Origin of the sequence: Streptomyces sp. MH60, from assembly GCF_002939385.1 — a bacterium.
GTDB lineage: Bacteria > Actinomycetota > Actinomycetes > Streptomycetales > Streptomycetaceae > Streptomyces.
On sequence record NZ_MULI01000055.1, the window covers coordinates 23,924 to 49,230 of the forward strand.

General features: G+C 73.3%; 19 protein-coding genes. 10 read left to right on the forward strand and 9 right to left on the reverse strand.

Annotation, left to right across the window (positions count from 1 at the left end):
• Nucleotides 1-78 precede the first annotated feature (78 nt).
• Nucleotides 79-1,722 (forward strand): M4 family metallopeptidase, encoded by a 1,644-nt coding sequence (locus BZZ08_RS27265; protein WP_104634875.1) that lies wholly within the window; start codon nt 79-81, stop codon nt 1,720-1,722.
• A gap of 88 nt (nt 1,723-1,810) precedes the next feature.
• The gene (locus tag BZZ08_RS27270; protein WP_104634876.1) at nt 1,811-2,740 is read left to right on the forward strand and encodes a LysR family transcriptional regulator; all 930 of its coding nucleotides are present in this window, start codon (nt 1,811-1,813) and stop codon (nt 2,738-2,740) included.
• On the opposite strand, the gene BZZ08_RS27275 is transcribed toward BZZ08_RS27270, so the two are convergent.
• The 3 genes from BZZ08_RS27275 to BZZ08_RS27285 all read right to left on the reverse strand — a co-directional run bounded on the left by BZZ08_RS27275 (nt 2,689) and on the right by BZZ08_RS27285 (nt 5,013).
• Nucleotides 2,689-3,432, reverse strand: coding sequence for an SDR family oxidoreductase (locus BZZ08_RS27275; protein WP_104634877.1), 744 nt, complete (start codon nt 3,430-3,432; stop codon nt 2,689-2,691). The genes BZZ08_RS27270 and BZZ08_RS27275 overlap by 52 nt on opposite strands.
• 65 nt (nt 3,433-3,497) lie before the next feature.
• Nucleotides 3,498-4,265 (reverse strand): SDR family oxidoreductase, encoded by a 768-nt coding sequence (locus BZZ08_RS27280; RefSeq protein WP_104634878.1) that lies wholly within the window; start codon nt 4,263-4,265, stop codon nt 3,498-3,500.
• A gap of 160 nt (nt 4,266-4,425) precedes the next feature.
• On the reverse strand, nt 4,426-5,013 hold the full coding sequence (locus BZZ08_RS27285) for an NADPH-dependent FMN reductase (protein ID WP_104634879.1): 588 nt from the start codon (nt 5,011-5,013) through the stop codon (nt 4,426-4,428).
• A gap of 165 nt (nt 5,014-5,178) precedes the next feature.
• On the opposite strand from BZZ08_RS27285, the gene BZZ08_RS27290 reads away from it, so the two are divergent.
• Both BZZ08_RS27290 and BZZ08_RS27295 read left to right on the forward strand, forming a co-directional pair.
• Entirely contained in the window at nt 5,179-5,712 is a 534-nt protein-coding gene (locus BZZ08_RS27290) for a hypothetical protein (protein WP_104634880.1), read from the forward strand.
• A gap of 118 nt (nt 5,713-5,830) precedes the next feature.
• Complete coding sequence (locus BZZ08_RS27295) at nt 5,831-6,463, forward strand: class F sortase (RefSeq protein ID WP_104634881.1); 633 nt, start codon at nt 5,831-5,833, stop codon at nt 6,461-6,463.
• A gap of 28 nt (nt 6,464-6,491) precedes the next feature.
• Here the strand turns inward: BZZ08_RS27295 and BZZ08_RS27300 are convergent, their stop codons facing one another.
• A complete protein-coding gene (locus BZZ08_RS27300) occupies nt 6,492-7,274 on the reverse strand; it encodes a sulfite exporter TauE/SafE family protein (protein WP_104634893.1) in 783 nt (260 codons plus the stop codon).
• A gap of 206 nt (nt 7,275-7,480) precedes the next feature.
• Between BZZ08_RS27300 and BZZ08_RS27305 the strand changes: the two genes are divergently transcribed.
• Genes BZZ08_RS27305 through nirD form a run of 3 tightly spaced genes read left to right on the forward strand, consistent with a single transcriptional unit; the run spans nt 7,481 to nt 11,720 of the window.
• Nucleotides 7,481-8,737 carry an NAD(P)/FAD-dependent oxidoreductase gene (locus BZZ08_RS27305; protein WP_104634882.1) on the forward strand — a complete coding sequence of 419 codons (1,257 nt, stop codon included), beginning with the start codon at nt 7,481-7,483 and terminating at the stop codon, nt 8,735-8,737.
• Complete coding sequence (gene nirB / locus BZZ08_RS27310) at nt 8,737-11,358, forward strand: nitrite reductase large subunit NirB (RefSeq protein ID WP_104634883.1); 2,622 nt, start codon at nt 8,737-8,739, stop codon at nt 11,356-11,358. Before BZZ08_RS27305 ends, nirB begins: the two co-directional genes overlap by 1 nt.
• Nucleotides 11,355-11,720: a nitrite reductase small subunit NirD gene (gene nirD, locus BZZ08_RS27315; protein WP_198601720.1), complete on the forward strand. Its 366-nt coding sequence runs from the start codon at nt 11,355-11,357 to the stop codon at nt 11,718-11,720. Before nirB ends, nirD begins: the two co-directional genes overlap by 4 nt.
• A 51-nt stretch (nt 11,721-11,771) precedes the next feature.
• Here nirD and BZZ08_RS27320 read toward each other — a convergent pair whose 3' ends face one another.
• Nucleotides 11,772-12,704 carry an oxidoreductase gene (locus BZZ08_RS27320; RefSeq protein WP_104634884.1) on the reverse strand — a complete coding sequence of 311 codons (933 nt, stop codon included), beginning with the start codon at nt 12,702-12,704 and terminating at the stop codon, nt 11,772-11,774.
• Between the two features lie 183 nt (nt 12,705-12,887).
• Between BZZ08_RS27320 and BZZ08_RS27325 the strand changes: the two genes are divergently transcribed.
• Nucleotides 12,888-13,346 carry an excalibur calcium-binding domain-containing protein gene (locus BZZ08_RS27325; RefSeq protein WP_104634885.1) on the forward strand — a complete coding sequence of 153 codons (459 nt, stop codon included), beginning with the start codon at nt 12,888-12,890 and terminating at the stop codon, nt 13,344-13,346.
• Between the two features lie 31 nt (nt 13,347-13,377).
• Here the strand turns inward: BZZ08_RS27325 and BZZ08_RS27330 are convergent, their stop codons facing one another.
• Together BZZ08_RS27330 and ppdK are read right to left on the reverse strand one after the other, a co-directional pair.
• On the reverse strand, nt 13,378-14,586 hold the full coding sequence (locus BZZ08_RS27330) for an acyltransferase family protein (protein ID WP_104634886.1): 1,209 nt from the start codon (nt 14,584-14,586) through the stop codon (nt 13,378-13,380).
• Nucleotides 14,587-14,811: 225 nt separating this feature from the next.
• Nucleotides 14,812-17,541: a pyruvate, phosphate dikinase gene (ppdK, locus tag BZZ08_RS27335; protein ID WP_104634887.1), complete on the reverse strand. Its 2,730-nt coding sequence runs from the start codon at nt 17,539-17,541 to the stop codon at nt 14,812-14,814.
• 482 nt (nt 17,542-18,023) lie between these two features.
• Between ppdK and BZZ08_RS27340 the strand changes: the two genes are divergently transcribed.
• Complete coding sequence (locus tag BZZ08_RS27340) at nt 18,024-19,805, forward strand: CDP-alcohol phosphatidyltransferase (protein WP_104634888.1); 1,782 nt, start codon at nt 18,024-18,026, stop codon at nt 19,803-19,805.
• Nucleotides 19,806-19,836: 31 nt separating this feature from the next.
• Here the strand turns inward: BZZ08_RS27340 and dusB are convergent, their stop codons facing one another.
• Complete coding sequence (gene dusB, locus BZZ08_RS27345) at nt 19,837-21,003, reverse strand: tRNA dihydrouridine synthase DusB (protein WP_104634889.1); 1,167 nt, start codon at nt 21,001-21,003, stop codon at nt 19,837-19,839.
• 82 nt (nt 21,004-21,085) lie between these two features.
• On the opposite strand from dusB, the gene BZZ08_RS27350 reads away from it, so the two are divergent.
• A complete protein-coding gene (locus BZZ08_RS27350) occupies nt 21,086-22,531 on the forward strand; it encodes an MFS transporter (RefSeq protein WP_104634890.1) in 1,446 nt (481 codons plus the stop codon).
• Nucleotides 22,532-22,639: 108 nt separating this feature from the next.
• Here the strand turns inward: BZZ08_RS27350 and BZZ08_RS27355 are convergent.
• On the reverse strand, nt 22,640-25,307 hold a 2,668-nt coding region (locus tag BZZ08_RS27355; protein ID WP_133169226.1), incomplete at its 5' end, for a cation-translocating P-type ATPase.

Consider the following 25,307-nt stretch of genomic DNA (forward strand, 5'->3'; position numbering starts at 1 on the left):
CATGTCCCGGGTTCTTGAATCCGAGTCAGGCATCAGCGCCCGCAAGCGCCGGGAGGCGCACCCGTACCGAGGAGATCGATGAGCCGAATACGGCACGTCAGCGGTTCCCGCCCTGTCCTGGCCGGTACCGCCGCCACCACCGCGACCCTGCTCATCGCCGCCCTCGCCCCCGGCGCCAGTGCCGCCGGCCGCCCGACCCCGGCCGCCGCCCTCGACCACGCGGCGGCGGCCCTGTCGGACCACGCCGCCGCCCTGGACCTGACGGACGCCCAGGACACCGAGGTCCGCGACGTCATCCTCGACGAGGACGGCACCCAGCACGTCCGCTACGACCGGACCTACCGCCAGCTCCCCGTCCTCGGCGGTGACTTCGTCGTCCACCTCGCCCCCGACGGCGGCTTCCGCGGCGCCGACCGCGCGACGGACACCCCGCTCTCCCTGCCCACCGTCACCCCGAAGCTGTCGGCGCCCCGGGCCGCCGGCCTGGCCGCGAACGCGCTGCGCGCCGCCAACCCGGGCGAGCTGCTGAAGCGGCTCACCGCCAAGTCCGAGCTGGTCGTCGACGCCCTGCACGGCGCCCCGAAGCTGGCCTGGCGGACCGACGCGGCGGCCTTGGACTCCCTCGGCAACCCGGTCGCGCGCACCGTGCTGACCGACGCGGGCACCGGCGCCCGCATCGACTCCTGGGACACCGTCGAGTCGGTCTCCGGCGACGGGAAGTCCCTGTACGGGGGCACGGTGCCGCTGGAGACGACGCGGAACGGGTCGTCGTACCAGCTCAAGGACGCGACGCGCGGCGGCACGTACACGGGCGACGCGGAGCATCAGACCGACCTGTGCCTCCTCACCCTCTGCCTGGTGCGGGCGCCCGCGACGCTGTTCACCGACGCCGACAACCACTGGGGCACGGGCAAGGCGGACGACCGCGCCTCGGCGGCGGTGGACGCGCAGTACGGCACCGACGCCACCTGGGACTACTACGCGGACGTCCACGGGCGCAGCGGCATCGCGGGCGACGGCAAGGGCTCGTACAACCGCGTGCACTACGGCACCCGGTACAACAACGCCTTCTGGGACGACGGTTGCTTCTGCATGACGTACGGCGACGGTGACGGGACCACCTTCGGGCCGCTGGTCTCGCTGGACGTCGCCGGGCACGAGATGTCGCACGGGGTGACGTCGAAGACGGCGGCGCTGACGTACTCGGGCGAGTCCGGCGGCCTGAACGAGGCGACCTCGGACATCTTCGGCGCCCTGGTGGAGTGGCACGCGGACAACTCCGCCGACCCCGGGGACTACCTGATCGGCGAGAAGGTCGTCCGGGACGGCTTCGGCCGCAACGCGCTGCGCTCCATGGACCGGCCGAGCAGGGACGGCAGCTCGGCCGACTGCTGGAGCACCTCGCTGGGCGACCTGGACGTCCACTACTCCTCCGGCGTCGCCAACCACTTCGCCTACCTGCTGGCCGAGGGCAGCGGCGCGCGGACCGTGGGCGGCGTCGCCTACGACTCCCCGACCTGCGACGGCTCCACGGTCTCCGGGATCGGCCGGGACAGGCTCGGCGACATCTGGTACCGGGCGCTGACGGTCTACATGACCTCGTCCACCGACTACGCGGGCGCCCGCGCCGCCACCCTGCGCGCGGCCGGTGACCTGTACGGCGCCGACGGCGCCGAGTACGCCGCGGTCGGCGCGGCGTGGAGCGCGGTGGGCGTGGGCTGACGGCGACGGCTCGCTCCCGCGCTCGCCTACTCTTGCGGCGAGGCCGTGGTGCGGACCGCGGCCCGTCGCAGCGAGGGAGCGGGAGCCGATGAGCCTGAGGCAGTTCGAGTACGCCCTGGCCGTCGCCGAGGAGGGCTCGGTGACGGCCGCGGCCGAGGCGCTGCGCGTCGCCCAGCCCTCGGTGTCCCAGCAGATCCGCGGTCTGGAGCGGGACCTCGGCGTGGAGCTGTTCTCCCGCACCCCGGCCGGTCTCGTCCCCACCGTGGCCGGCCGCGCCTTCCTGCGGGACGCGGAGATCGCGGTGAACGCGGCCCGCCGGGCGCGGGCGACGGCGCGGGCCGGCGCCGAGGAGCTGGCGGGCGAGGTGGTGGTCGCGGTGCAGATGGGCCTGGGCACGCGGCAGCTGCCGGGCGCCCTGAGCGCGCTGCGCCGCCGCTTCCCGCGCCTGGAGGTCACCGTCTTCGAGGAGCCGAACCCCACCGAGCTGGAGCGGCTGGCCCGCGGGGGCGTGCTGGACCTCGCCATCATGGCCGGACCGTGCGACGAGGGCCTGTACGACGGCCACCACCTCGGCGACGAGGAGTTCGTCGTGGTGCTGGCGGCCGGGCACCCGCAGCTCGCCGCGGACCGGGTCGCGCTGCGGGACCTGGAGCGGGAGCCGTGGGTGCGGTTCGACCCCGCCAGCGCGCTGGACGGCGTCCTGGTGGAGGTGCTGCGGGAGAACGGGCTCGCCCCGACCACCGTCGCCCGGGTCTCCCAGACGGCGACGGCCGTGCGCTGGGCCGCCCACGGCCTCGGGGTGACGTTCGTCCCGGCGTCCGCGGTGCCGCCCGGTCACGAGCACCTGGTGCGCCCGGTGTCCCCGGCCGTGTCCCAGCCCGTCGTCGCCGCGGTCCGGCCCGGCGCGGGCCCGGCGGAGACGGCGCTGCTGGAGTTCCTGCGGCAGGAGACCTGGTACCGGTTCGCTCAGAGCTGGGTGACGCCGCCGTCCACGGCCAGCTCGGCGCCGGTCGTGTAGGTGGCGTCGAAGGCGAGGAAGGCGGCGGCCCGGGCGATCTCCTCGGGGGTGCCGAAGCGCCGCATGGGGTTGTCCGCCACCCGTTCCGCCTTGAACCGCTCGGCCTCCTCGGCGGTCATCGTCGCGTCCAGGGCTCCCGTGTCGACGGGGCCGGGACTGATCGCGTTGACCCGGATGCCGCGGGGCAGCAGCTCACGGGAGAAGCTGCGGGCCATCGAGCGCAGCGCCGCCTTCCCGGCCGCGTAGACGCTGGTGTCCGCCATGCCGATGACGTTCGCGACCGAGGTGGTGAGGACGACGCCGGCGCCCGTGCTCAGCAGCGGGGCGAGCTTCTGCACGGTGAACCAGGCGCCCTTGACGTTGATCGCGAACAGTTCGTCGTACGCCTCCTCGGTCGTCGACGCGAGCGGCGTGAGGGTCGCGACGCCGGCGTTGACGAACAGGGCGTCGACGGTGCCCAGTTCGGCCTTCACACGGTCGGCGAGAGCGTCCAGGTCCGGCAGTGAGGCCACGTCGCCGCGGACGGCCACCGCGTTCTCGCCGAGCCGCTCCCGCGCGGTGTCGAGCGTGGCCTGCGAACGGCCGGTGATCACGACGCGGGCTCCGCCGCGCACCAGCAGGTCCGCCATCGCGAAACCCATTCCACTGCCGCCACCCGTGATCACTACATTCTTGTTGCTGTACATACCCATTTCCGGATCCCTTTTTCGCAGGCTTTTCCAGCGTCACATTTCTTCGGAGGTCGTCCCCTGGAATGTCAGCCCCTGGGATATTCCCCGCCGTCCACGGCGAGGTTGGTCCCCGTCACCCAGCCCGCCCGGTCGGACACGAGGAACAGCACCGCGTGGGCGATGTCGTCGGGCAGGCCGTCGCGCCCCAGCGGGGCGGTGCCGCTCGCGGCGGGTCCGGCGTCGAGGCTCGCCCAGTGCTCCCGGGTCTCCTCCCCGCCGGGGGTGGAGGTCCGGCCGGGGCTGACGGTGTTGACCCGGACGCCGGAGGGGGCCAGCGTCGCGGCCAGTCCGGCGCTGTAGTTGTCCAGCGCCGCCTTCGCCGCCTGGTAGTGCAGGAACGGCGGTGCGGGGGGCGCGACCGCGGCCGAGGAGATGTGCACGATCGCCCCCGAGCGCCGGTCCCGCATGCCCGGTACCAGGAGCGAGTTCAGCCGGACCGACGCGAGGAGGTTCAGGTTCAGCGTGTCCAGCCACTCCTCGTCGGGGATGACCAGGCCGTCCTTGTGGGGCCGCGCCCCGCCTGCGTTGTGGACCAGGATGTCCACCCCGCCGAGCGCCTCCCGCGCGGCCCCGGCGAGCGCCTCGGCGCCGGCGGGGGTCCGTACGTCCGCCTGCACGAAGCCGGCCCCCTCCGGCGCCGGGCCCGTCGCCGACCTGGCGGTCGTGATCACCTCGGCGCCGGCGTCCAGGAGCCGGCGCACGATGGCCGCTCCGATTCCGCGCGTACCGCCGGTCACCAGGGCCCGCTTTCCCGCGAGTTCCCTGTTTTCCGACACGTTTTCCTTCGCGGCCATGGCGTTTTCCCTTTCACCTTCGCATGATTACCCCCACACGGTAGGTCCGGAAATCCAAGGAAGGCAAAGACGAAATTGCAGCGGCTGCCATAGGAAGCTCCTATAGCTTCCTATAGCTTCCTATGGCGCCCTATGGCGTCCTACGGCGTCCGATGGCGTCTCACGCGCCGCCGTAGGGGCGCCGCTCCTTCGCCTCCCGCAGGGCCCGCCCCCACCACACCAGCTGGTCGAGCATCGCCTTGGCCGCCGCGTCCGGGCCGGACGGGTCCCTGAGCCTGCCCTCGTCGTCGAAGGACGCGCCCGCGTTGTGGAAGGAGACGGTGTCGCGGACGGTGACGGCGTGCAGTTCGGCGAAGACCTGGCGCAGGTGTTCCGCGGCCCGCAGGCCGCCGGCCAGGCCGCCGTAGGAGACCAGGCCGACGGGCTTGGCCCGCCACTCGGTGAAGTGCCAGTCGATGACGTTCTTCAGGCCCGCCGGGAACGAGTGGTTGTACTCGGGGGTCAGCACGACGAACGCGTCGGCGTCCGCCAGTTTCGGGGTGATCTCCGCCAGCGCGGCGGTCGCCTCCGGGGTCGGGGCCAGGGTCGTGGGCAGGTCGGTCCCGGCGACGTCCACCACCTCGGGGACCAGGACGTCGTGGGCCCGGAGGTGGTCCAGGAGCCAGTCGGCGACGACGGGGCCGAAGCGGCCGTGGCGGTTGCTGCCGACGAGCAGGGTGACGCGGAGCGGTGCGGTCGTGGTGTCCATGCGGGAGAGCCTGGTACCTCAAGTTTGCTCGAGGTCAAGCCGCCTCGCTCCCGGGCTCGTCCGGCGGCACCGGTCACCCGTTCACACCCGCTCGGGGGGCGGGCCGGGCCGGGTGCCACTTTCCTCGGTAGGGCAGGGGCCACCGAAGAGCTCAAAGGAGCACCGATGCGACGTACCGCCCGCCTGCTGACCGGTACCGCGCTCGCCGCCGCGGCCGTCGGTCTGACCACCGCGGCCCCGGTGTACGCCGGGGAGAGGGTCGTCACCGGCGGCCTGTCGGTGTATCCGTCCTCGGTCGTGCCGGGCGAGAGGGCCGTGGTGACGACCGCGGTGTGCGGAAAGGGCGGCGCGGCGGCGGGTGACGCCAGCGCGGTCGGCGCGGGCGCGTTCCCGCTGGCGCCGGGCACGGGCGAGGGCGGGGCGACGGGGCACTTCGAGGTGCCGCCGAGCGCGCAGCCGGGGACGTACGAGATCGTCGCGACCTGTGGGGACGACGAGCGGCGGGTGACCGGCGACCTGGTGGTCACGCTCACCTCGGCCGCCGCGCAGGTGTACCCCAGAGGAAGCGTGAAGACGGGGGTCGGCGGCGCTCTTGGCCCCGATCCCGTGCAGACCGCGGCCGGCGTGGCGGCTCTCGCCGTCGCCGCCGCGGGCGGTACCTGGCTCCTGCATCGCCGGGCGAGAGGCGACGGGATCTGACGGGCACCCTCCGCTGCCCGTCCGCCGGTACCGCACTTCCCCACCCCCTCCGGGTCCGACGCCCCTCGCGGCCCGGAGGGGGCCGGGGTTCCCAGGGACGCGAGGGAGAGGGGACGTCATGCGCAGGGTCAAGGACACCGCGATAGCGGCCGTCACCGCGGTCGCCCTCTGCTCGGGCGGCTGGCTGCTGCTCGGCGGCGGCGGTACCGACGCTCCGCCGCAACCGTCGGCCGCGCAGTCCGGCACCGCCGACCGGACCGGGCCGGCCGGCCGGGGCGCCGCCGCACCGGCGCTGCCGCCCTCCCCGCCGGACCGCGTCCGCATCCCGGCGATCGGCGTGGACGCCCCGCTGACGGGCCTGGGCCTGACCGGGACGGGCAGCCTGGACGTGCCGCCCGCCGAGAAGAAGAACCTCGCCGGCTGGTACGAGGCCGGCACCACCCCCGGCGAGACGGGCACCGCGATCGTCGCCGGCCACGTGGACAACGCCGAGGGCCCCGCCGTCTTCTACCGGCTCGGCGCCCTGGCCAAGGGCGCGACGATCGAGGTCGACCGGCGCGACGGCGGCGTCGCGGTGTTCACGGTGGACGCGGTCGAGGTCTACGCCGCCGACGCCTTCCCCGACGAGAAGGTCTACGGCGCCGCCGACCGCCCCGAACTGCGCGTCATCACCTGCGGCGGCCCCTACTCACGCAGTACCGGCTACCAGGGCAACGTGGTCGTCTTCGCCCACCTCACCGGCAGCCGGTGAGCCGCGGCGCCGGCCCCGCCCGCGCGGGCTACGCCACCCACTGCTCGTACGCCAGGTTCACCACCAGGGCGAAGACCACCGTCAGCAGGACGACGCGGACGAAGCCGCTGCCCTTCTTGAGGGCGGTGTGGGCGCCGAACATGCCGCCGGCCAGGTTGAAGGCGGCCATCAGGACGGCCAGCTGCCACAGGACCGCGCCCTGCCAGGCGAAGGTGGCGAGGGCACCCGCGTTGGTGCAGCAGTTCACGATCTTGGCGGTGGCGGACGCCGTCACCAGGTCCAGGTGGAGCAGCGCGGTGAGGGCCAGGACCAGGAAGGTGCCCGTGCCGGGGCCGATCAGGCCGTCGTAGAAGCCGATGCCGAGGCCGGCGAGGCCGATCGCGGCGAGGATCTGGCGGCGGGTGGCCGGGCCGGTGGCGGGCGCGGTGCCGAAGGCGGGGCGCAGGATCACGAAGGCCGCGACCGCGAGCAGCACCACCATGATCACCGGCTTGAGCACCTCGGTGCTCATCCCGGCCGCGAAGAACGCCCCGCCGGACGATCCGGCCAGCGCCGCCAGGCCGATGCGTACGGCGGTGCGCACGTCCACCGGCGCCTTGCGGGCGTACGTCACCGCGGCGCCCGTGGTGCCGACGATGGCGACCGCCTTGTTGGTCCCCAGCGCGTGCGCGGCCGGGGTGCCGGCGGGCAGGCCGAGCAGCAGGGCGGGCAGCAGCAGGAGGCCACCGCCGCCGACCACGGCGTCGATCCAGCCGGCCGCGAGTGCGGCGAGGCAGAGCAGGACGACCGTGGTCAGCGATATGTCGGGCATGATCATGACCTTATGGACGGGATGCGTGTGCCGTCCATCGAGATGAGGGACTTCTGAGGTTCCCGCCCGCCTCTCCCCCGGACCGCCCGCCCCTCCCCGGACCGCCCGCCCCTCACACGGCCCGCCCGCCCCCGCTGAGGGCAGCGTTCCCCGTGGGAAACAGAGGGGATGCCACCGGGTAACACCCGCACCGCACGCTCGATGCCATGACCTCGAAAACGCGTGTGGTGGTGATCGGCGCCGGACTCGCGGGCGTGACGCTCGCCCGGCGGCTCGGTGAGCTGGGCACGCCCGCGCTCCTGGTCGGCGACGAGGAGCACCGCCCGTACAACCGGGTGCTGCTCGCCGAGGTGCTGGCCGGACGGTACAGCCCCGAGGTGATCGCCCTGCCGGCGCCCGCCGGACTGCTGCGCGGCCGGGTCACCGGCGTCGACCGGGCCGGGCGGACCGTGCGGTGCGCCGACGGTTCGGTGATCGCCTACGACACGCTGGTGCTGGCCACCGGCTCCAACGCCGTGCTGCCGCCCCTGCGCGGCCTGTTCTCCCCGGACCACGAGCTGCCCGAGGGCGTGCACGCGTTCCGGACGATGGACGACTGCCTCGGGTTGTCGAAGGCGGTGCGGCCCGGGGCGCGGGCGGTCGTCATCGGCGGCGGGCTGCTCGGGGTGTCCGCCGCCCGCGCGCTGGCCGTGCGCGGCGCCCAGGTCGTCCTCGCCCAGCAGTCCGAGCGGCTGATGGAGCGCCAGCTCGACCCGGCGGCCTCCGCGCTGGTGCGGCGGCACCTGGAGGGCCTCGGCGTCGAGGTGCACACCGAGTGCCGGGTACGGGACGTGCGCGGCGTCGGCGGGGCGGTGCGGTCCGTGGAGATGGGCGACGGGTACGCCCTCGGCACCGACCTGGTCGTGCTCGCGTGCGGGGTCCGGCCGCGGGTCGGGCTCGCGCGGGAGGCGGGTCTCGACGTCGGCAAGGGCGTCCTCGTCGACGACGAGCTGCGCACCTCGGACCCGCACATCCGCGCCGTCGGCGACTGCGCCGAGCACGCGGGACGCGTGTACGGGCTGGCCGCGCCCGCCCTCGAACAGGCCGACGTGCTCGCCGGGCTGCTCGCCGGGGACGGCACGGGCAGCGGCGCGGCAGCCCCCCGCTACACCGGCACCCGCTCGCTGACCCGGCTGACCCTCACCGGGCCGGACGGCCCCTTCGGCGGGCCGGACGGCCCCTTCGACCTCGCCGCGTTCGGCGAGACCGACCCCCGCCCCGGCGACGACGTCGTGCAGCTCGCCGACGCCACCCGGGGCACCTACCGCAAGGTCGTCGTCCGCGACGACCGGCTGGTCGGCGGGGTCCTGGTCGGCGAACTCGGCACCGTCGGCGCGCTGGCGCGCGCCTGGGAGGGAGCAGAGCCGCTCCCCTCCGACGGCGGCCCCCTGCTCCACCTGCTCACCCAAGACGGAGGCTCCTGATGACCGCCACCCCGGGGCACACCCCGACGATCGTGCTGGTCGGCCACGGCATGGTCGGCCAGCGTTTCCTGGAGGCCCTCGCCGAGCGCGGCCTGACCGGCACGCACCGCGTGGTCGTCCTGTGCGAGGAGCCGCGCCCCGCCTACGACCGCGTCCAGCTCACCTCGTACTTCTCGGGGAAGACCCCCGAGGACCTGTCGATGACCGACCCCGCCTTCATCACCGAGCACGGCATCGAGCTGCGCGTCGGGGACCCGGCGGAGACGGTCGACCGGGAGGCCCGCAAGGTGACCGCCCGCTCGGGGCTGGTCGTCGAGTACGACGTGCTCGTGCTGGCCACCGGCTCCTACCCGTTCGTCCCGCCGGTGCCCGGCAAGGACGCCGAGGGCTGCTTCGTCTACCGGACGATCGAGGACCTCCTCGCCATCGAGGAGTACGCGAAGAACGTCACGACCGGTGCCGTGGTCGGCGGCGGGCTGCTCGGCCTGGAGGCCGCCGGGGCGCTGAAGGGCCTCGGACTCACCTCGCACATCGTGGAGTTCGCGCCCCGCCTGATGCCGGTGCAGGTCGACGAGGGCGGCGGCGCGGCGCTGCTGCGCACCATCGAGGAGATGGGCCTGTCGGTCCACACGGGTGTCGGCACCCAGGAGATCGTGGTCGACGAGGCGGGCGCCGTCACCGGTATGAAGCTGTCCGACGGCTCCGAACTCGCCACCGGCCTGGTGGTGTTCAGCGCCGGCGTCCGCCCCCGCGACCAGCTGGCCCGGGACTGCGGGCTCGCGGTCGGCGAGCGCGGCGGGATCAGCGTCGACGAGCGGTGCCGCACGGTCACCGACCCGCACGTGTTCGCGATCGGCGAGTGCGCGCTGGCGGCCGACGGCCGGGTGTACGGGCTGGTGGCGCCCGGGTACGAGCAGGCCGAGACGGCCGCCGCGACCATCGCCGCCGACGAGAGCGACCAGTTGACGTTCACCGGCGCCGACCTGTCCACCAAGCTGAAGCTGCTCGGCGTGGACGTGGCGTCCTTCGGCGACGCGCACGGCACCGCCGAGGACTGCCTGGACGTCGTCTACTCCGACTCCCGCGCGGGCCTGTACAAGAAGCTGGTCGTCGGCCGCGACGGCACGCTGCTCGGCGGCATCCTGATCGGCGACGCGGAGGCGTACGGCACCCTGCGGGCCTTCACCGGCTCGGTCCCGCCGGTCTCCCCCGAGTCGCTGGTGCTGCCCGCCGGTGCCGGTGCCCCGGTCCAGCTGGGCCCGGCCGCGCTGCCCGACGACGCGGTGATCTGCTCCTGCCACAACGTCACCAAGGGCACCATCCGCGGCGCGGTGACGGAGCACTCCTGCACGACCGTGCCCGAGGTGAAGAAGTGCACCAGGGCGGGGACCGGCTGCGGCTCCTGCGTCAAGGTGCTCGGCCAGCTGGTCACCGCCGAGCTGGAGGCGAGCGGCGTCGAGGTCGACAAGGGGCTGTGCGGCTGCTTCGCGCAGACCCGCGAGGAGCTGTACGAGATCGTCCGCGCCCTGCGGATCACCTCCTACCGGGAGCTGCTCGACCGGCACGGCCGGGACGGCGCGCGGGGCGGTGAGGGCTGCGAGGTGTGCAAGCCGACGGTCGGCTCGATCATCGCCTCGCTGGCCCCGGCGATCGGCGCGAGCGGCTACGTCCTGGAGGGCGAGCAGGCCGCGCTCCAGGACACCAACGACCACTTCCTCGCCAACCTCCAGCGCAACGGCTCGTACTCCGTCGTCCCGCGCATCCCGGGCGGCGAGATCGCGCCGGAGAAACTGATCGTCATCGGGGAGATCGCCCGGGACTTCGGGCTCTACACGAAGATCACCGGCGGTCAGCGCATCGACATGTTCGGCGCCCGCGTCGAGCAGCTGCCGCTGATCTGGGCGCGGCTGGTGGACGCCGGCTTCGAGTCGGGGCACGCGTACGGGAAGTCGCTGCGCACGGTGAAGTCCTGCGTGGGGCAGACCTGGTGCCGCTACGGCGTCCAGGACTCGGTACGGATGGCGATCGACCTGGAGCTGCGCTACCGGGGCCTGAGGTCCCCGCACAAGCTCAAGTCGGCGGTCTCCGGGTGCGCCCGCGAGTGCGCCGAGGCCCAGTCGAAGGACTTCGGGGTGATCGCCACCTCCCACGGCTGGAACCTGTACGTCGGCGGCAACGGCGGCGCCACCCCGCGCCACGCGGACCTGCTCGCGCAGGACCTCTCCGACGCCGAACTGGTCCGCCTGATCGACCGGTTCCTGATGTTCTACATCCGCACCGCCGACAAGCTGGAGCGCACCTCCACCTGGCTGGAGCGCATCCCCGGCGGCCTGGACCACGTACGGGACGTGGTGGTGCACGACTCGCTCGGCATCTGCGACGAGCTGGAGTCCCTGATGCGGGCCCACGTCGCGCACTACCGGGACGAGTGGGCGGAGACCATCAGCGACCCGGAGAAGCTGGCGCGGTTCGTGTCCTTCGTGAACGCGCCCGACACCCCCGACCCGGTCGTGGGCTTCGTGCCCGAGCGCGACCAGATGAAGCCCGACCTGCCGCTGCTGGACATCGGCCGGCGGCGCCCCTCGGAAGACGGCCTCCTGGAAGGAAGCACCCGGCGATGACCCTGGCACCCGAGTCCCTGGCACCCGAGACGACCGACCTGAAGGTGCGGCTGAGGCTGACCGACGACTGGTTCACGGCCTGCGACCTCGGCGTCCTGCTCCCGGGCCGGGGCGTGGCGGCCCTGCTCCCGGACGGCGGCCAGGTCGCCCTGTTCCGCGACCGGGACGGCGGGCTGTACGCCATCGACAACCGGGACCCGTTCACCGGCGCGGCCGTCCTCTCCCGCGGCCTGACCGGCACCCACCGGGGCCGCCCGTTCGTCGCCTCGCCGCTGCTCAAGCAGCGCTTCGACCTCACGACCGGCGAGTGCCTGGACGACGCGGCGGTCCGGGTGGACACGTACGAGGTGAAGGCCGCCTGACCCGTCCGGCGTGGCCGTGCACGACGCGGGCGCGGGCGGCCCCGGAGCCCCTCAGGGCAGCAGCGGCTCGTAGACGACCCCGGTCAGCCGCTCGGAGGCGGCCCACAGCCGCTCCCCCAGCGCGTCGTCGGTGGTCCAGGACGCCCGCCAGGACGGTGCGGGCGCCCCGCGCCACATCGCGAAGGACGGGCCGGTGAAGGAGTCGGAGGGCACGCCGGGCGCGGTCGCCGCGTACAGGACGGGCAGCGCGCCGGCCTCCGGGGACTGGGCGACGACCCGGCTCCCGAGCCGCGCCAGCCGCTCGGCGAGCCGGCGCCCCTCGGCCCGGGGCCCGGCGGCATGGAGTCCGGTCTCCGCGTACCCGGGGTGGGCGGCGACCGCGCGTACGTCAAAGGCGCCCTCCCGGGCCGCGAGCCGGCGCGCCAGTTCGTGGGTGAAGAGGAGGTTGGCGGACTTCGAGCGGGCGTAGGCGGTCCAGCGCCCGTACCGGCGCACGCTGTTGAGGTCGCGCGGATCGACGTTGGCCAGCACGTGCAGGAAGCTGGAGACGGTCACGATCCTGGCTCCGGGCGCGGCCAGCAGGGAGGGCAGCAGCAGCCCGGTGAGGGCGAAGTGCCCCAGGTGGTTGACGCCGAACTGGGTCTCGAAGCCGTCCACCGTCGTGCTGTGCGGCAGCGCCATCACCCCGGCGTTGTTGACGAGGAGATCCACCCGCTCGTACGGCAGTCCGTAGGCGAACTCCCGGACCGAGGCGAGGTCACCGAGGTCCAGCCGCGCCGGTTCCACGGCGGCGGAGGGCACCTCGCCGAGCAGGCGAGCCACGGCCGCGCTCCCCCGCTCGGCGCTGCGGCAGGCGAGCACGACGGACGCGCCCTTGCGCGCCAGCTCCCGGGCGATCACGTAGCCGAGGCCGCCGTTGGCCCCGGTGACGACGGCGACGCGCCCGTCCAGGTCGGGGATGTCGCCCGTGCTCCAGCCGGTCATCCGCGGCTCCTTCGCTGGTCGGGACCTCTCTCACCGTACGCGCCCGGCGGGCCTGAGCGGAGAGTTACCGTCCGGTCACGTCACGTTCCCATCACGAGTCCTTCATATCTCCACCACTTCTCGGTCACCTCAATAGCTTCGTCACCTCACATCCGCTCTTCCCCACCATTCCCGGGACTCTCGATGAAGCTGCTCCGCAAGCCCGCCGCCGTGACCGTCGCCGCGCTGGCCCTGGCCGCCCTGCCGGCCGCCGCCGCCCAGGCGCACGACGGCGCCCACCCGTTCAAGAACTGCACCGAGGCGTACGACGCCGGGTACTCCAACATCAAGAAGGGTGACGAGCACTACGGCGAGCACCTGGACCGCGACAAGGACGGCGTCGGCTGCGACAGGCCGCCGGCCGGTTTCGTGCCCGCCGACGACCAGGACACCGACGACGCGGCGGGCTCCGGGAGCGGCAAGGACTCCGGGAGCGAGGAGGGCGGCGGGGACGAGGCCGCCGGGCAGCAGGGCACCGACCTGGCCGAGACCGGCGGCGACGACAGCACGCCGTACCTCGCGGCGGGCGGCGGGATCGTCGTGCTCGCGGGCGGCGGACTGCTGCTGGCCACGCGGCGGCGCCGGGGCGACGGCGCCGCCTGACCCCGCGTGCGGCGCGCGGAGCCCCGTCGGTTCAGCGGCGGGGCTCCGGCGTCTTCAGGCTGAAGGCGGCGCTGCTCAGCCAGCGCCGTGCGGCCCGGGCCACCGGGCGCTCCACGAACCGCTGCACGACGTAGGAGAGCGCGACCAGGGCGGCGACGGTGACGCAGACCACGACCCACGGGTGGGCCCGGTCGCCGAAGCGGTGCAGGACGTTGACGCCGATGGCGTCGTGCAGCAGGTACAGCGGGAAGGTCAGGGTGCCCGCGACGGTCAGCCCGCGCCAGCGGACGCGGCTGGTCCAGCCGAGCGCGACGGCGGCGATCAGCAGGAAGAACACCGTGATCACCACGACCAGCCAGGCGCGGTCCGGCTGCCAGGAGTCCCAGTTGAGGCGGCCCCCGTCGGGCGTCAGCAGGTAGTGCAGCGCCACCAGCCACGACATGGCGACGATGCCCCACAGCAGCGGGGTCGGCCGGTAGCGGTACATCAGGTAGAAGGCCATGCCCGCGATGAAGTACGGGGCGGACGGCGGGTTCGTCAGCAGCGTGAGCAGGTGGATGTCGGCGCTGGGGGCCAGCACGGCGGCGACCGTCCACAGGCCGCAGTAGATCACCACGCGCTGGTAGGTCAGGCCCTTCCACACCACGACCGCGAAGGTCAGGTAGAAGCACAGCTCGGGCCAGAGCGTCCAGTAGACGGAGTCGAGGTGCTCCACCCCGAGCGGGGTCTGGAGCATCGTCAGGTTGGCGAAGAGCACCCGCGGGTGCGGGTGTCCGAACGGGTTGTCGGCGAAGTAGACCACGCAGGCCGTGATGGCGATGGCCGCCCAGTACATCGGGTAGAGCCGGGTGACGCGGGAGATGAAGAAGTCGCGCGGGGTGCGGCCCCACGCGCTCATGCAGATGACGAAACCGCTGATCAGGAAGAAGAGTTCGACGCCGAGCCGGCCGTAGGCGAAGTAACCGTGGGCCTCGGGGAAGACGTCTTCGACGGGGCGGTCCCAGATGGTCTGCATCGTGGAGGGCACCTGGCCGACGAAGTGGAAGAAGACCACGGACAGGGCGGCCAGGAAACGCAGTCCGTCCAGGGCCGCGAGCCGGTTCCTGCGGACCGGGGGCCCGGCCTCGGGGACCGTCTCCCGGGCGCCGGTCCGGGGGCTCGGCACCGCGTCGGCGGTTCTGCCGCCGGTTCCCTCCCGGGTGGTCGTGCCGGCCGTGTCCCGGTGCTCCGTCTGCGTCATCCAACCACCGTTCCGGGTGTCGGCCGCTGTCCGCTGCCAGGGCCCTCCAACTCTGCTGACAGCTTGCTGCTGCTCAGCACACGGGAATTCACACCGTTGGACGTGTCACAAAAGGCGGCACCCCCGCACGGGTGCCGCCTTCTCGTGGACCGGAGCCGCCGCCGATCGGTGAGGGTGGTCGGGTGACAGACGGCGGCTCCGGGGCCTCGGGGCCCCTTTCGGGGACTACCGGTGGTCGCTGCCCTTCGACCGCGACGCCGCCCGGCCCGCCTCCAGGCGGGCCACCGGGATCCGGAACGGGGAGCAGGAGACGTAGTCCAGACCCACCTCGTGGAAGAAGTGCACCGACTCCGGGTCACCGCCGTGCTCGCCGCAGACACCGAGCTTCAGGTCGGGACGCGTGGCGCGGCCGGCCTTCGCGGCGGCGGCGACCAGGGAGCCGACGCCGTCCTTGTCGATGGTCTCGAACGGGGAGACGCCGAAGATGCCCTTCTCCAGGTAGGCGGTGAAGAAGCTGGCCTCGACGTCGTCGCGGCTGAAGCCCCACACGGTCTGGGTCAGGTCGTTGGTGCCGAAGGAGAAGAACTCCGCGGCCTCGGCGATCTGACCGGCGGTCAGCGCGGCGCGCGGCAGCTCGATCATCGTGCCGATCGACAGCTTGAGCTTGGCGCCGGTGGCCGCCTCGACCTCGGCGATGACCTGGTCGGCCTCCTCTCGGACGATCTCCAGCTCCTGGACGGTGCCGACCAGCGGGATCATGATCTCGGCCCGCGGGTCGCCCTTGCTCGCCCTGCGCTCGGCGGCGGCCTCCGCGATGGCGCGGACCTGCATGGTGAACAGGCCGGGGATGACCAGGCCGAGGCGGACGCCGCGCAGGCCCAGCATCGGGTTCTGCTCGTGCAGCCGGTGCACGGCCTGGAGCAGGCGCAGCTCGTTCTCGTGCGGCTCCTGCCGCGACTCGGCGAGTGCCACGCGCACCGACAGCTCGGTGATGTCGGGCAGGAACTCGTGCAGCGGCGGGTCCAGGAGGCGGATGGTGACCGGCAGGCCGTCCATCGCCTCGAACAGCTCGACGAAGTCCTGCTTCTGGAGCGGCAGCAGCTCCTTGAGGGACTCCTCACGCACGGCCTCGGTGTCGGCCAGGATCAGCCGCTCCACCAGCTCGCGCCGGTCGCCGAGGAACATGTGCTCGGTGCGGCACAGGCCGATGCCCTGGGCGCCGAACCGGCGGGCGCGCAGCGCGTCCTCGGCGTTGTCGGCGTTGGCGCGCACCCGCAGCCGGCGCTTGCGGTCGGCGAAGGCCATGATGCGGTGCACGGCCTCGACCAGCTCGTCGGCGTCCTCGGCGCCCGCGTGCATGCGGCCCTCGAAGTACTCGACGACCGGGGAGGGCACGACCGGCACCTCGCCGAGGTAGACCTTGCCGGAGGAGCCGTCGATGGAGACGACGTCGCCCTCCTCGACGACGTGCCCGCCGGGCACGGTCATCCGGCGGCGCTTGGTGTCGACCTCCAGCTCCTCGGCGCCGCAGACACAGGTCTTGCCCATGCCGCGCGCGACCACGGCCGCGTGGGAGGTCTTGCCGCCGCGCGAGGTCAGGATGCCCTCGGCGGCGATCATGCCGTCCAGGTCGTCGGGGTTGGTCTCGCGGCGGATCAGGATGACCTTCTCGCCGGACCGGGACCACTTGACGGCGGTGTACGAGTCGAAGACGGCCTTGCCGACCGCCGCGCCCGGCGAGGCGGCGATGCCCCGGCCGACCTGCTCGACCTTCGCCTCGTCGTCGAAGCGGGGGAACATCAGCTGGGCGAGCTGGGCGCCGTTGACCCGCTGGAGGGCCTCGGCCTCGTCGATCAGACCCTGGTCGACGAGCTGGGTGGCGATGCGGAAGGCGGCGCCCGCGGTGCGCTTGCCGACGCGGGTCTGGAGCATCCACAGCTGGCCGCGCTCGATGGTGAACTCGATGTCGCACAGGTCCAGGTAGTGGTTCTCCAGCGTCTCCATGATCTGCATCAGCTGGTCGTACGACTTCTTGTCGATCTGCTCCAGCTCCGCCAGCGCGACGGTGTTGCGGATGCCGGCGACGACGTCCTCGCCCTGGGCGTTCTGGAGGTAGTCGCCGTAGACGCCCTGGTGGCCGGAGGCGGGGTCGCGGGTGAAGGCGACGCCGGTGCCGGAGTCGGGGCCGAGGTTGCCGAAGACCATGGAGCAGACGTTGACGGCCGTGCCGAGGTCGTGCGGGATGCGCTCCTGGCGGCGGTAGAGCTTGGCGCGCTCGCCGTTCCAGGAGTCGAAGACCGCCTTGATGGCGAGGTCCATCTGCTCGCGCGGGTCCTGCGGGAAGTCCCGCCCCGCCTCGGTCTTGACGATCTTCTTGAACTTGGTGACGAGCTTCTTGAGGTCGGCGGCCTCCAGCTCGGTGTCGACCGCGACCTTCTTGGCCGTCTTCGCCGCCTCCAGCGCCTCCTCGAAGAGGTCGCCGTCGACGCCGAGGACGGTCTTGCCGAACATCTGGATCAGGCGGCGGTAGGAGTCCCACGCGAAGCGGTCGTCGCCGGCCTGCTTGGCCAGGCCCTGCACCGACTTGTCGGAGAGGCCGATGTTGAGGACGGTGTCCATCATGCCGGGCATGGAGAACTTGGCCCCGGAGCGCACCGACACGAGGAGGGGGTCGTCGGCCTGGCCGAGCTTCTTGCCCATCTTGGCTTCCAGGGCGTCGAGGTGCGCACTCACCTCGTCCCGCAGGGCCGCGGGCTCCTCGCCGCTGTCGAGGTAGGTCTTGCAGGCCTCGGTGGTGATCGTGAAGCCCGGAGGGACCGGGAGACCCAGGTTGGTCATCTCGGCGAGGTTGGCACCCTTGCCGCCGAGGAGGTCCTTGAGGTCCTTGTTGCCCTCGGTGAAGTCGTAAACGAACTTCGCCGCGTTCGCTACCTGGGGATCTTTGTTTTCCGACACGGGTCTCGACTCCTCGAGGACGCGGTGGCTGCCCTGACGGCGAGGAATGTACCCAGATCAAAGGCACCTGGGTACGTCCACTTGCGCGTCACGCGCCCGTAACCACTCGTCCGCCAGCGGATCGAAAGTCAAGGCTTGGCAAGCGACCGACCGCTTGTGTTTTCACTTCTTGAACGAATGAACTCTTCCGTACGGCTTCCCTCGCTCATCAGAGCGGCATTCTCCACGTTTGAGTTCGATCGATGAACGATCAAGGTGTGGCACTCAGTGCCACACCTTGGAGAAGTGGAGTCGTTCTAGATCCGCTCATCTGAGCGCCACTCCTATCAGAGGTGGCGAGAATCACGCTCCCACAGACCGCCGGATTTCACCATGCGGACCGGTGAACGGACCGCTCGTGCCGGACGTACGAGAGTCCGGCGGGTCCCGGCCCCCTCGCCGGGGCCCGCCGTCCACCGGGTTTCGCACGGAAGGACCTTCGGGTGCCCGTCATCACGCCTTTCCGCCGGCCGCCGCGCCCCACCGACGACGCTCCCGACGACCCCGACACCCCCGTTCCCGCCCCGCTCGGCGCCCTCAAGTCCCTCTGGACCGGCCTCGCCCGCCGGCACGCCTGGCGCATCCGGCATCCGCGCGCCGCCCGCGTCGTCCGCCGGGTCACCACGGCCCTTTCGGCCATTCTGGTTCTCGGGGCGCTGCTGCTGCCCAACACACTCGTCGCCGTGGAGCCCAGCCGCTTCGCGCGGATCCCGGCGGAGGCGGTCGTCGCGGCGGTGCTGCTGCTCTGCCTGCCCCGCGTGCCGCGCCTGGTGGCGGCGGCGCTGTTCGGGACCGCCCTCGGGGCGCTGACCGTGCTGAACCTGCTCGACATGGGCTTCACCGAGTACCTGGGCCGGAGTTTCAACCTGGTCCTGGACTGGGGGCTGCTCGACGACGCGCAGTCGTTCGTGGCGGACTCGATGGGCGGGGCGGCGGCGACCTGGGCCGCGGTGGGCGCCGTGGTGCTGGCCGCCTCGCTGCTGGTGGTCATGGCGCTGGCGGCGGTCCGGCTCGGCGAGCTGCTCGCCGCGCACCGGGAGCGGGCGGCGCGGGGCGCGCTGATGGCGGCCACCGTGTGGATGACCTGCGTGGCGCTGGGTGTGCAGACCTTCGGCGTGCCGGTCGCCACCACGAGCGCCTCCCGGGCCGCCGAGGCGCAGGCGCACCGGGTGGTGGACACGCTGCGGGACGAGGCGGCCTTCGCGAAGGAGGCGAAGGCGGACCGCTTCGGCGCCACCCCCGGCACCGAGCTGGTGCCGGACCTGCGCGGCAAGGACATGATCTTCACGTTCATCGAGAGCTACGGCCGCAGCGCGATCGAGGACCCGGTGATGGCACCGGGTGTCGGCCGGACGCTGGACGCGAGCACCGGGGCGCTGGCGAAGGCGGGCTTCCACGCCCGCAGCGGCTGGCTGACCTCGGCGACGTACGGCGGCAGCAGCTGGCTCGGCCACTCCACCTTCCTGTCCGGCCTGTGGGTGGACAACCAGCAGCGCTACCGCACCGTGACCGCGGGCGACCACCTCACGCTCACCAAGGCGTTCGGGAAGACCGGCGACTGGGACACGGTCGGGGTCATGCCGGGCGTGCAGAAGGCCTGGCCGGAGGCGGACTGGTACGGCCTGGACAAGGTCTACGACGCGTCCGACGTGGGCTACCGGGGGCCGAAGTTCAGCTGGTCGACGATGCCCGACCAGTACGCGCTGGAGGCGTTCCAGCGCCTGGAGCACGGCAGGAAGCGGGACAAGCCGTTGATGGCGGAGGTCATCCTCACCTCCAGCCACCAGCCCTGGGCACCGGTCCCGAGGATGGTCGGCTGGGACGAGGTCGGCGACGGTTCGGTGTACGACGGGATCGAGGCGGCGGGCGTGAAGGCGTCCGACATCATCACCGACTCGGCCCGCTCGAAGGAGGAGTACGGCAAGTCGATCCAGTACTCGGTCACCAGCCTCACCCAGTGGCTGGAGCGCTACGGCACCGACGACACCGTCCTCGTCTTCCTCGGCGACCACCAGCCGCTCGCCCGCGTCAGCGGGAACAAGGCGAGCCGGGACGTCCCGGTGTCGATCGTCGCCAAGGACCCGAAGGTGCTCGACGCGATCGACGACTGGCACTGGACGGAGGGGCTGAAGCCGGCCGAGGACGCCCCGGTGTGGCGGATGAGTTCCTTCCGCGACCGCTTCCTGACGGCGTACGGCTCCGTCCCGCACCCCACGAAGGGCTGACCGGCCACGCACCGGGCGGGCCGGGGTCCGGTCAGCCGCCGGAGGTGTCCAGCTCCGCGTCCTCGCCGACGCCCGCGCAGTCGTACGGGTCCTTCAGCCAGCCGTCGGGCAGGACGACCCGGTTGTTGCCGGAAGTGCGGCCGCGGGGGCCGTCGGCGCCGGCGGGCCAGGGCTGGTCGAGGTCGAGTTCGTCGAGTCCGGCGCGCAGTGCCTCCAGGGAGGAGGTGATCGCGAGCCGCTTGCGCATCTCGGAGCCGACGGCGAAGCCCTTGAGGTACCAGGCGACGTGCTTGCGGAAGTCGATGACGCCGCGTGCTTCGTCGCCGATCCACTCCCCCAGCAGCGTGGCGTGCCGGACCATCACGTCGGCGACCTCGCGCAGGGTGGGCCGCACGAAGGAGTCGGTGCGCCCCTCGAAGGCGGCGACCAGGTCGGCGAAGAGCCACGGCCGCCCGAGGCAGCCGCGTCCGACCACGACGCCGTCGCAGCCGGTCTCGCGCACCATGCGCAGCGCGTCCTCGGCGGACCAGATGTCGCCGTTGCCGAGGACCGGGATCTCCGGGACGTGCTCCTTGAGGCGGGCGATGGCGTCCCAGTCGGCGGTGCCGCCGTAGTGCTGGGCGGTGGTGCGGCCGTGCAGGGCGATGGCGCTGACGCCCTCCTCGACGGCGATGCGGCCGGCGTCGAGGTGGGTGAGGTGGTCGTCGTCGATGCCCTTGCGCATCTTCATCGTGACGGGCAGGTCACCGGCGCCGGTGACGGCCTCGCGGACGATGGCGCGCAGCAGGTTCCGCTTGTACGGCAGCGCCGAGCCGCCGCCCTTGCGGGTCACCTTCGGGACCGGGCAGCCGAAGTTCAGGTCGATGTGGTCGGCGAGGTCCTCCTCCGCGATCATGCGGACGGCCTTGCCGACGGTCACCGGGTCGACGCCGTACAGCTGGATCGAGCGCGGGGTCTCGGTCGCGTCGAAGTGGATCAGCTGCATGGTCTTCTCGTTGCGCTCGACCAGCGCACGGGTCGTGATCATCTCGCTCACGAACAGGCCCTTGCCCCCGCTGAACTCCCGGCACAGGGTGCGGAAGGGCGCGTTGGTGATGCCGGCCATCGGCGCCAGCACCACGGGCGGCGCGACGGTGTGCGGGCCGATCCGCAAGGGCGCGGCGGTGGTCTCGGGGGCGGGCGTGGTGAGCGTGGACATTCCCCCATTGTCACGCACCCGGGAAGATGATGTATCGGTAATTAGTTAGCCGCACTATCGATATGGGCGTACGATGGAGTCCATGCCCGAGCTGACCCATCGCCGCCGCATGCTCGTGCTCGCCATCTGCTGCATGAGCCTGCTGATCGTGAGTATCGACAACACGATCCTCAACGTCGCCCTCCCGTCCATGCAGCGCGACCTGCACGCGAGCACGTCGGGCCTGCAGTGGGCGATCGACGCGTACACGCTGGTGCTGGCCGCGCTGCTGATGCTGGCCGGCTCCACGGCCGACCGGATCGGCCGCAAACGGGTCTTCATGACCGGCCTGGTGCTCTTCACTCTCGGCTCACTGCTGTGCTCCCTGGCCCCGGACCTGTCCTCGCTGATCGTCTTCCGGATGATGCAGGCGGTGGGCGGCTCGATGCTCAACCCGGTCGCGATGTCGATCATCACCAACACCTTCACCGACCCGCGCGAGCGCGCCCGCGCGATCGGCGTCTGGGGCGCGGTGGTCGGCATATCCATGGCCGCCGGGCCGCTGGTGGGCGGGGTGCTCGTGGAGTCGGTCGGCTGGCGCTCGATCTTCTGGGTCAACCTGCCGGTGGGCCTGGCCGCCCTGCTCCTCACCCTCCGTTTCGTCCCCGAGTCCCGCGCGCCGAAGGCCCGCCGCCCCGACCCGCTGGGCCAGCTGATGGTGATCGTGCTGTTCGGTTCCCTGACGTACGCGATCATCGAGGCGCCGAACGCCGGGTTCACCAGTGTGCTCCCCTACGCCGTCCTGGCCCTCGCCGCGCTGGTCGGCCTGCTCGTCCACGAGCCCCGACGTGCCGACCCGCTCATCGAGCTGCGCTTCTTCCGGTCGGCGCCGTTCAGCGGGGCCACCGTGATCGCGGTCAGCGCCTTCGCCGCGCTGGGCGGCTTCCTGTTCCTGTCCACGCTGTACCTCCAGAACGTGCGCGGACTGAGCGCCCTGGAGGCCGGCCTGTGGATGCTGCCGATGGCCGTCCCGACCTTCCTGTGCGCCCCGCTCGCCGGGCGGCTGGTCGGCAGCCGGGGGCCGCGCCTGCCCCTGCTGATCGCGGGCGGCGCGCTGACCGTGAGCGGGACGCTGTTCGCCGCCTTCGAGGCCGAGACCTCCGACGTCACGCTCTTCCTCGGCTACGTCCTGTTCGGCATCGGCTTCGGCTTCGTCAACGCCCCCATCACCAACACCGCGGTCTCCGGCATGCCGCGCGCCCAGGCCGGGGTCGCGGCCGCGGTCGCCTCGACCAGCCGCCAGCTGGGCCAGACGCTCGGCGTGGCGGTGGTCGGCGCGGTGCTGGCGGCGGGCGTGGGCGCGTCGTCGTACCGCGAGACCTTCGTCTCCGCCGCCCGCCCCGGCTGGTGGATCCTGGCCGCCTGCGGCCTCGCGGTCCTCGTCCTGGGCGCCGTCACGAGCGGCCGCTGGGCCCGCCGCACCGCGGAGCGCACGGCCGAACGCCTGGCGTCGCCGGAGGTGCGGGAGGCGGCACGGACCGGGGCCTGACGGCGCCTCCGCCGGTGGTCCGGGGCGTCGTGTGCGCCCGGCGGCGTCCACATCTCGGCCGGGGGAAGCACGAACACGCCCCTCGGTCGGCGACGGCCGACCCGCGCATCATCCCCTCGCGCCCCGCGGCACCGCACCGGATGCCACCGCGGGCAGCCGTTCCGCCACCTTCGGCCAGTACTTCACGATCGCGTCCTCCACGCCCGGCAGCGCCCGCTGCCCCGCGAGCGCCAGCGCGATCGCCGCGGCCACGCCCGTCCACGCGACCGGACCCAGCGGGGTGCAGCCGAAGAGGCGGCTGGCGCCCGGGGTCTGGACCAGGGCGACCAGGGCGGCGGCGGAGCCGAGGGAGGTGACCTGGACCAGGCGGCTGCCGCGGCGGTCGGCGAGGGTCTGGGCGAGCTGGGTGCCGACGACCGCGCACAGGGCCATGGTCGTCGCACGGCGCTCCGTGCCCGGCGTGAAGCGGCCGAGCAGCCAGGCCGCGGTCGCCCCCAGCGCCGTGGTCAGCGCCCGGTGCCGGATCTGCCGGAGCAGGGGCTCGCCCAGCACGGCCGTACCGAGCGGCGCGCCCGCGTCGGCGGCCTCCTGTTCCGGGTCCCCGGTCTTCGTCACCGCGACGGCCATCGCGGGGAACAGGTCGGTGAACAGGTTGACCAGCAGCATCTGGCGGGTGGACAGCGGGGCGGCGCCGCCCAGCACCGTGCCGAGGATGCCGAAGCCGACCTCGCCCGCGTTGCCGCCGATCAGGATGGCGATCGCGTCGGCGACGCTGTGCCACAGGGCACGGCCCTCCCGCACCGCCTCCACCAGGACCAGCAGGTCGTCGCCGGTGACGACCAGGTCGGCGGCGTTGCGGGCGGCGGCCGAGCCGCGGGCGCTGATGCCGACGCCGATGTCGGCGGCCCGGATCGCGGCGGCGTCGTTGGCGCCGTCGCCGACCATGCCGACGACCCGCCCGGCGTCCCGCAGCGACTCGACGACCTGGAGCTTCTGCTCGGGCGCCACCCGGGCCACCACGTCCGCGTCGCGCAGCATCCGGGAGCGTGCGGTGCGGTCGGCGGCGGCGAGTTCGTCGCCGGTGACCACCACCGCGTCCTCGGGCCAGCCCAGGTCGACGGCGATGGCGTGGGCGGTCTGCGGATGGTCGCCGGTCAGCACCACGGGCCGTACGCCCGCCTCGCGCAGCCCGCGCACCAGCGCCGGGGAGGTCTCGCGGGGCACGTCGGCCAGCGCGAGCAGCCCGGTGAACTCCAGCTCCGACGGCTGCCGTTCGAGGACGTCGGCCGCCTTCTCGCCCTTGGCCAGGGTCCGCCGCGCCACCGCGATGATGCGCAGTCCGTGGCCGGCCAGCCGCTGCGCCACCTCCGAGGCGTGCGCCGGCAGGTCGGCGCAGGCGGGCAGCACCGTCTCCGGGGCGCCCTTGACCACCAGCACGGCGGGGCCCCTGCCGCCCTCGCGTCCGACGGCGGCGGCGTAGCCGCGGGAGGTCTCGAAGGGCAGGCCCTCCTCCTGCGTCCAGTCGGGGTCGTCCCCGGCCGCGTCCAGGACGGCCTCGTCGGTGGCGTGGGTGGGCCGGGCGCCGTCGCCGTTCAGCCGGGGGCAGGCGCGCGCGGCGACCCGTACGGTGCCGGCGGTCTCCGCCTCGCCCACCCGGCGGACCGTGCCGTCGGTGCCCGCGACCCGCGACAGCCGCAGCTTGTTCTCGGTGAGGGTGCCCGTCTTGTCGAAGCAGACGGTGTCCATCCGGCCGAGCGCCTCCAGGGTGCGCGGGGTGCGCACCAGGACGCCCCGGCGGCTGAGCCGGCGGGCCGCCGCGAGCTGGGCCACCGTCGCCACCAGCGGCAGCCCCTCGGGCACCGCGGCCACCGCCACCGACACGCCACCGGCGACGGCCTGCCGGATCGGCGCCCCGCGCAGCAGCGAGAGCCCGGTCACCGCGGCCCCGCCCGCCAGGGTGAGCGGCAGCGCCTTGCGGGTCAGCTCCTGGAGCCTGGCCTGCACCCCGGCCGCCGACGGCGTACGGGCCGCCAACGCCACCGCCCGCGCGGCCTCGGTGTGCTCGCCGGTGTCGACGACGACGGCGCGGGCCCGCCCGGCCACCACGGTCGTGCCCTCGAAGACCATGCAGTACCGCTCCGCCACGGGAGCGCGGGGCACCGGGTCCACGCACTTGTCGACCGGCAGCGACTCACCGGTCAGCGCGGACTCGTCCACCTCCAGGCCGTCCTCCCACAGCAGCCGGGCGTCGGCGGGCACCACGTCGTCCGCCTTCAGCTCGATCACGTGGCCGGCGTGCAGCTTGGCCGCGTCCACGATCCGCGGCTCGGCCTCCCTCGCGGACTCCGCGCGGTCCGGGCCGAGTTGCTCCTCGGTGAGCCGGGCCTTCTGCTTCTGTTCCGCCAGCAGCCCGGACAGCGCCCGCTCGGCGCGCAGCCGCTGGAAGCCGCCGACCAGCGCGTTCAGGTCGAGGGCGCCCACGACGAGCAGCGCGTCGACGACCGACCCGAGGATCGCGGAGGCGGCCGAGCCCACCGCGAGCACCGGGGTGAGCGGATCGTCCAGCTCCCCGCGTACGGCGCGGGCCAGCTGCCACGACCAGCGGACCGGGGCCAGCACGGGCACCCGGCCCGCCCGGTCGGCGGCGGCGCGCAGCCGGGCGGTGGCCTGCTCCACGGCGGTCGGCTCGGGCTCGCGCTCCCGCTCCAGCCGGTCCCGTACGTCGCCCGGGTCCAGCGCGTGCCACGCCACCCGGGCCCGGGGGTGCGGGGCGCGG

Excerpts from the sequence above, each read along its gene's own strand:
- BZZ08_RS27330 (WP_104634886.1), bottom strand. The coding sequence starts at position 14,586 with ATGACGCAGACGGAGCACCGGGACACGGCCGGCACGACCACCCGGGAG.
- BZZ08_RS27280 (WP_104634878.1), bottom strand. The coding sequence starts at position 4,265 with ATGGCCGCGAAGGAAAACGTGTCGGAAAACAGGGAACTCGCGGGAAAG.
- nirB (WP_104634883.1), top strand. The coding sequence starts at position 8,737 with ATGACCGCCACCCCGGGGCACACCCCGACGATCGTGCTGGTCGGCCAC.
- BZZ08_RS27350 (WP_104634890.1), top strand. The coding sequence starts at position 21,086 with ATGCCCGAGCTGACCCATCGCCGCCGCATGCTCGTGCTCGCCATCTGC.
- BZZ08_RS27320 (WP_104634884.1), bottom strand. The coding sequence starts at position 12,704 with ATGACCGGCTGGAGCACGGGCGACATCCCCGACCTGGACGGGCGCGTC.
- BZZ08_RS27325 (WP_104634885.1), top strand. The coding sequence starts at position 12,888 with ATGAAGCTGCTCCGCAAGCCCGCCGCCGTGACCGTCGCCGCGCTGGCC.
- dusB (WP_104634889.1), bottom strand. The coding sequence starts at position 21,003 with ATGTCCACGCTCACCACGCCCGCCCCCGAGACCACCGCCGCGCCCTTG.
- BZZ08_RS27265 (WP_104634875.1), top strand. The coding sequence starts at position 79 with ATGAGCCGAATACGGCACGTCAGCGGTTCCCGCCCTGTCCTGGCCGGT.
- BZZ08_RS27275 (WP_104634877.1), bottom strand. The coding sequence starts at position 3,432 with ATGGGTATGTACAGCAACAAGAATGTAGTGATCACGGGTGGCGGCAGT.
- BZZ08_RS27305 (WP_104634882.1), top strand. The coding sequence starts at position 7,481 with ATGACCTCGAAAACGCGTGTGGTGGTGATCGGCGCCGGACTCGCGGGC.
- BZZ08_RS27290 (WP_104634880.1), top strand. The coding sequence starts at position 5,179 with ATGCGACGTACCGCCCGCCTGCTGACCGGTACCGCGCTCGCCGCCGCG.
- BZZ08_RS27270 (WP_104634876.1), top strand. The coding sequence starts at position 1,811 with ATGAGCCTGAGGCAGTTCGAGTACGCCCTGGCCGTCGCCGAGGAGGGC.
- BZZ08_RS27300 (WP_104634893.1), bottom strand. The coding sequence starts at position 7,274 with ATGCCCGACATATCGCTGACCACGGTCGTCCTGCTCTGCCTCGCCGCA.
- nirD (WP_198601720.1), top strand. The coding sequence starts at position 11,355 with ATGACCCTGGCACCCGAGTCCCTGGCACCCGAGACGACCGACCTGAAG.
- BZZ08_RS27285 (WP_104634879.1), bottom strand. The coding sequence starts at position 5,013 with ATGGACACCACGACCGCACCGCTCCGCGTCACCCTGCTCGTCGGCAGC.
- BZZ08_RS27295 (WP_104634881.1), top strand. The coding sequence starts at position 5,831 with ATGCGCAGGGTCAAGGACACCGCGATAGCGGCCGTCACCGCGGTCGCC.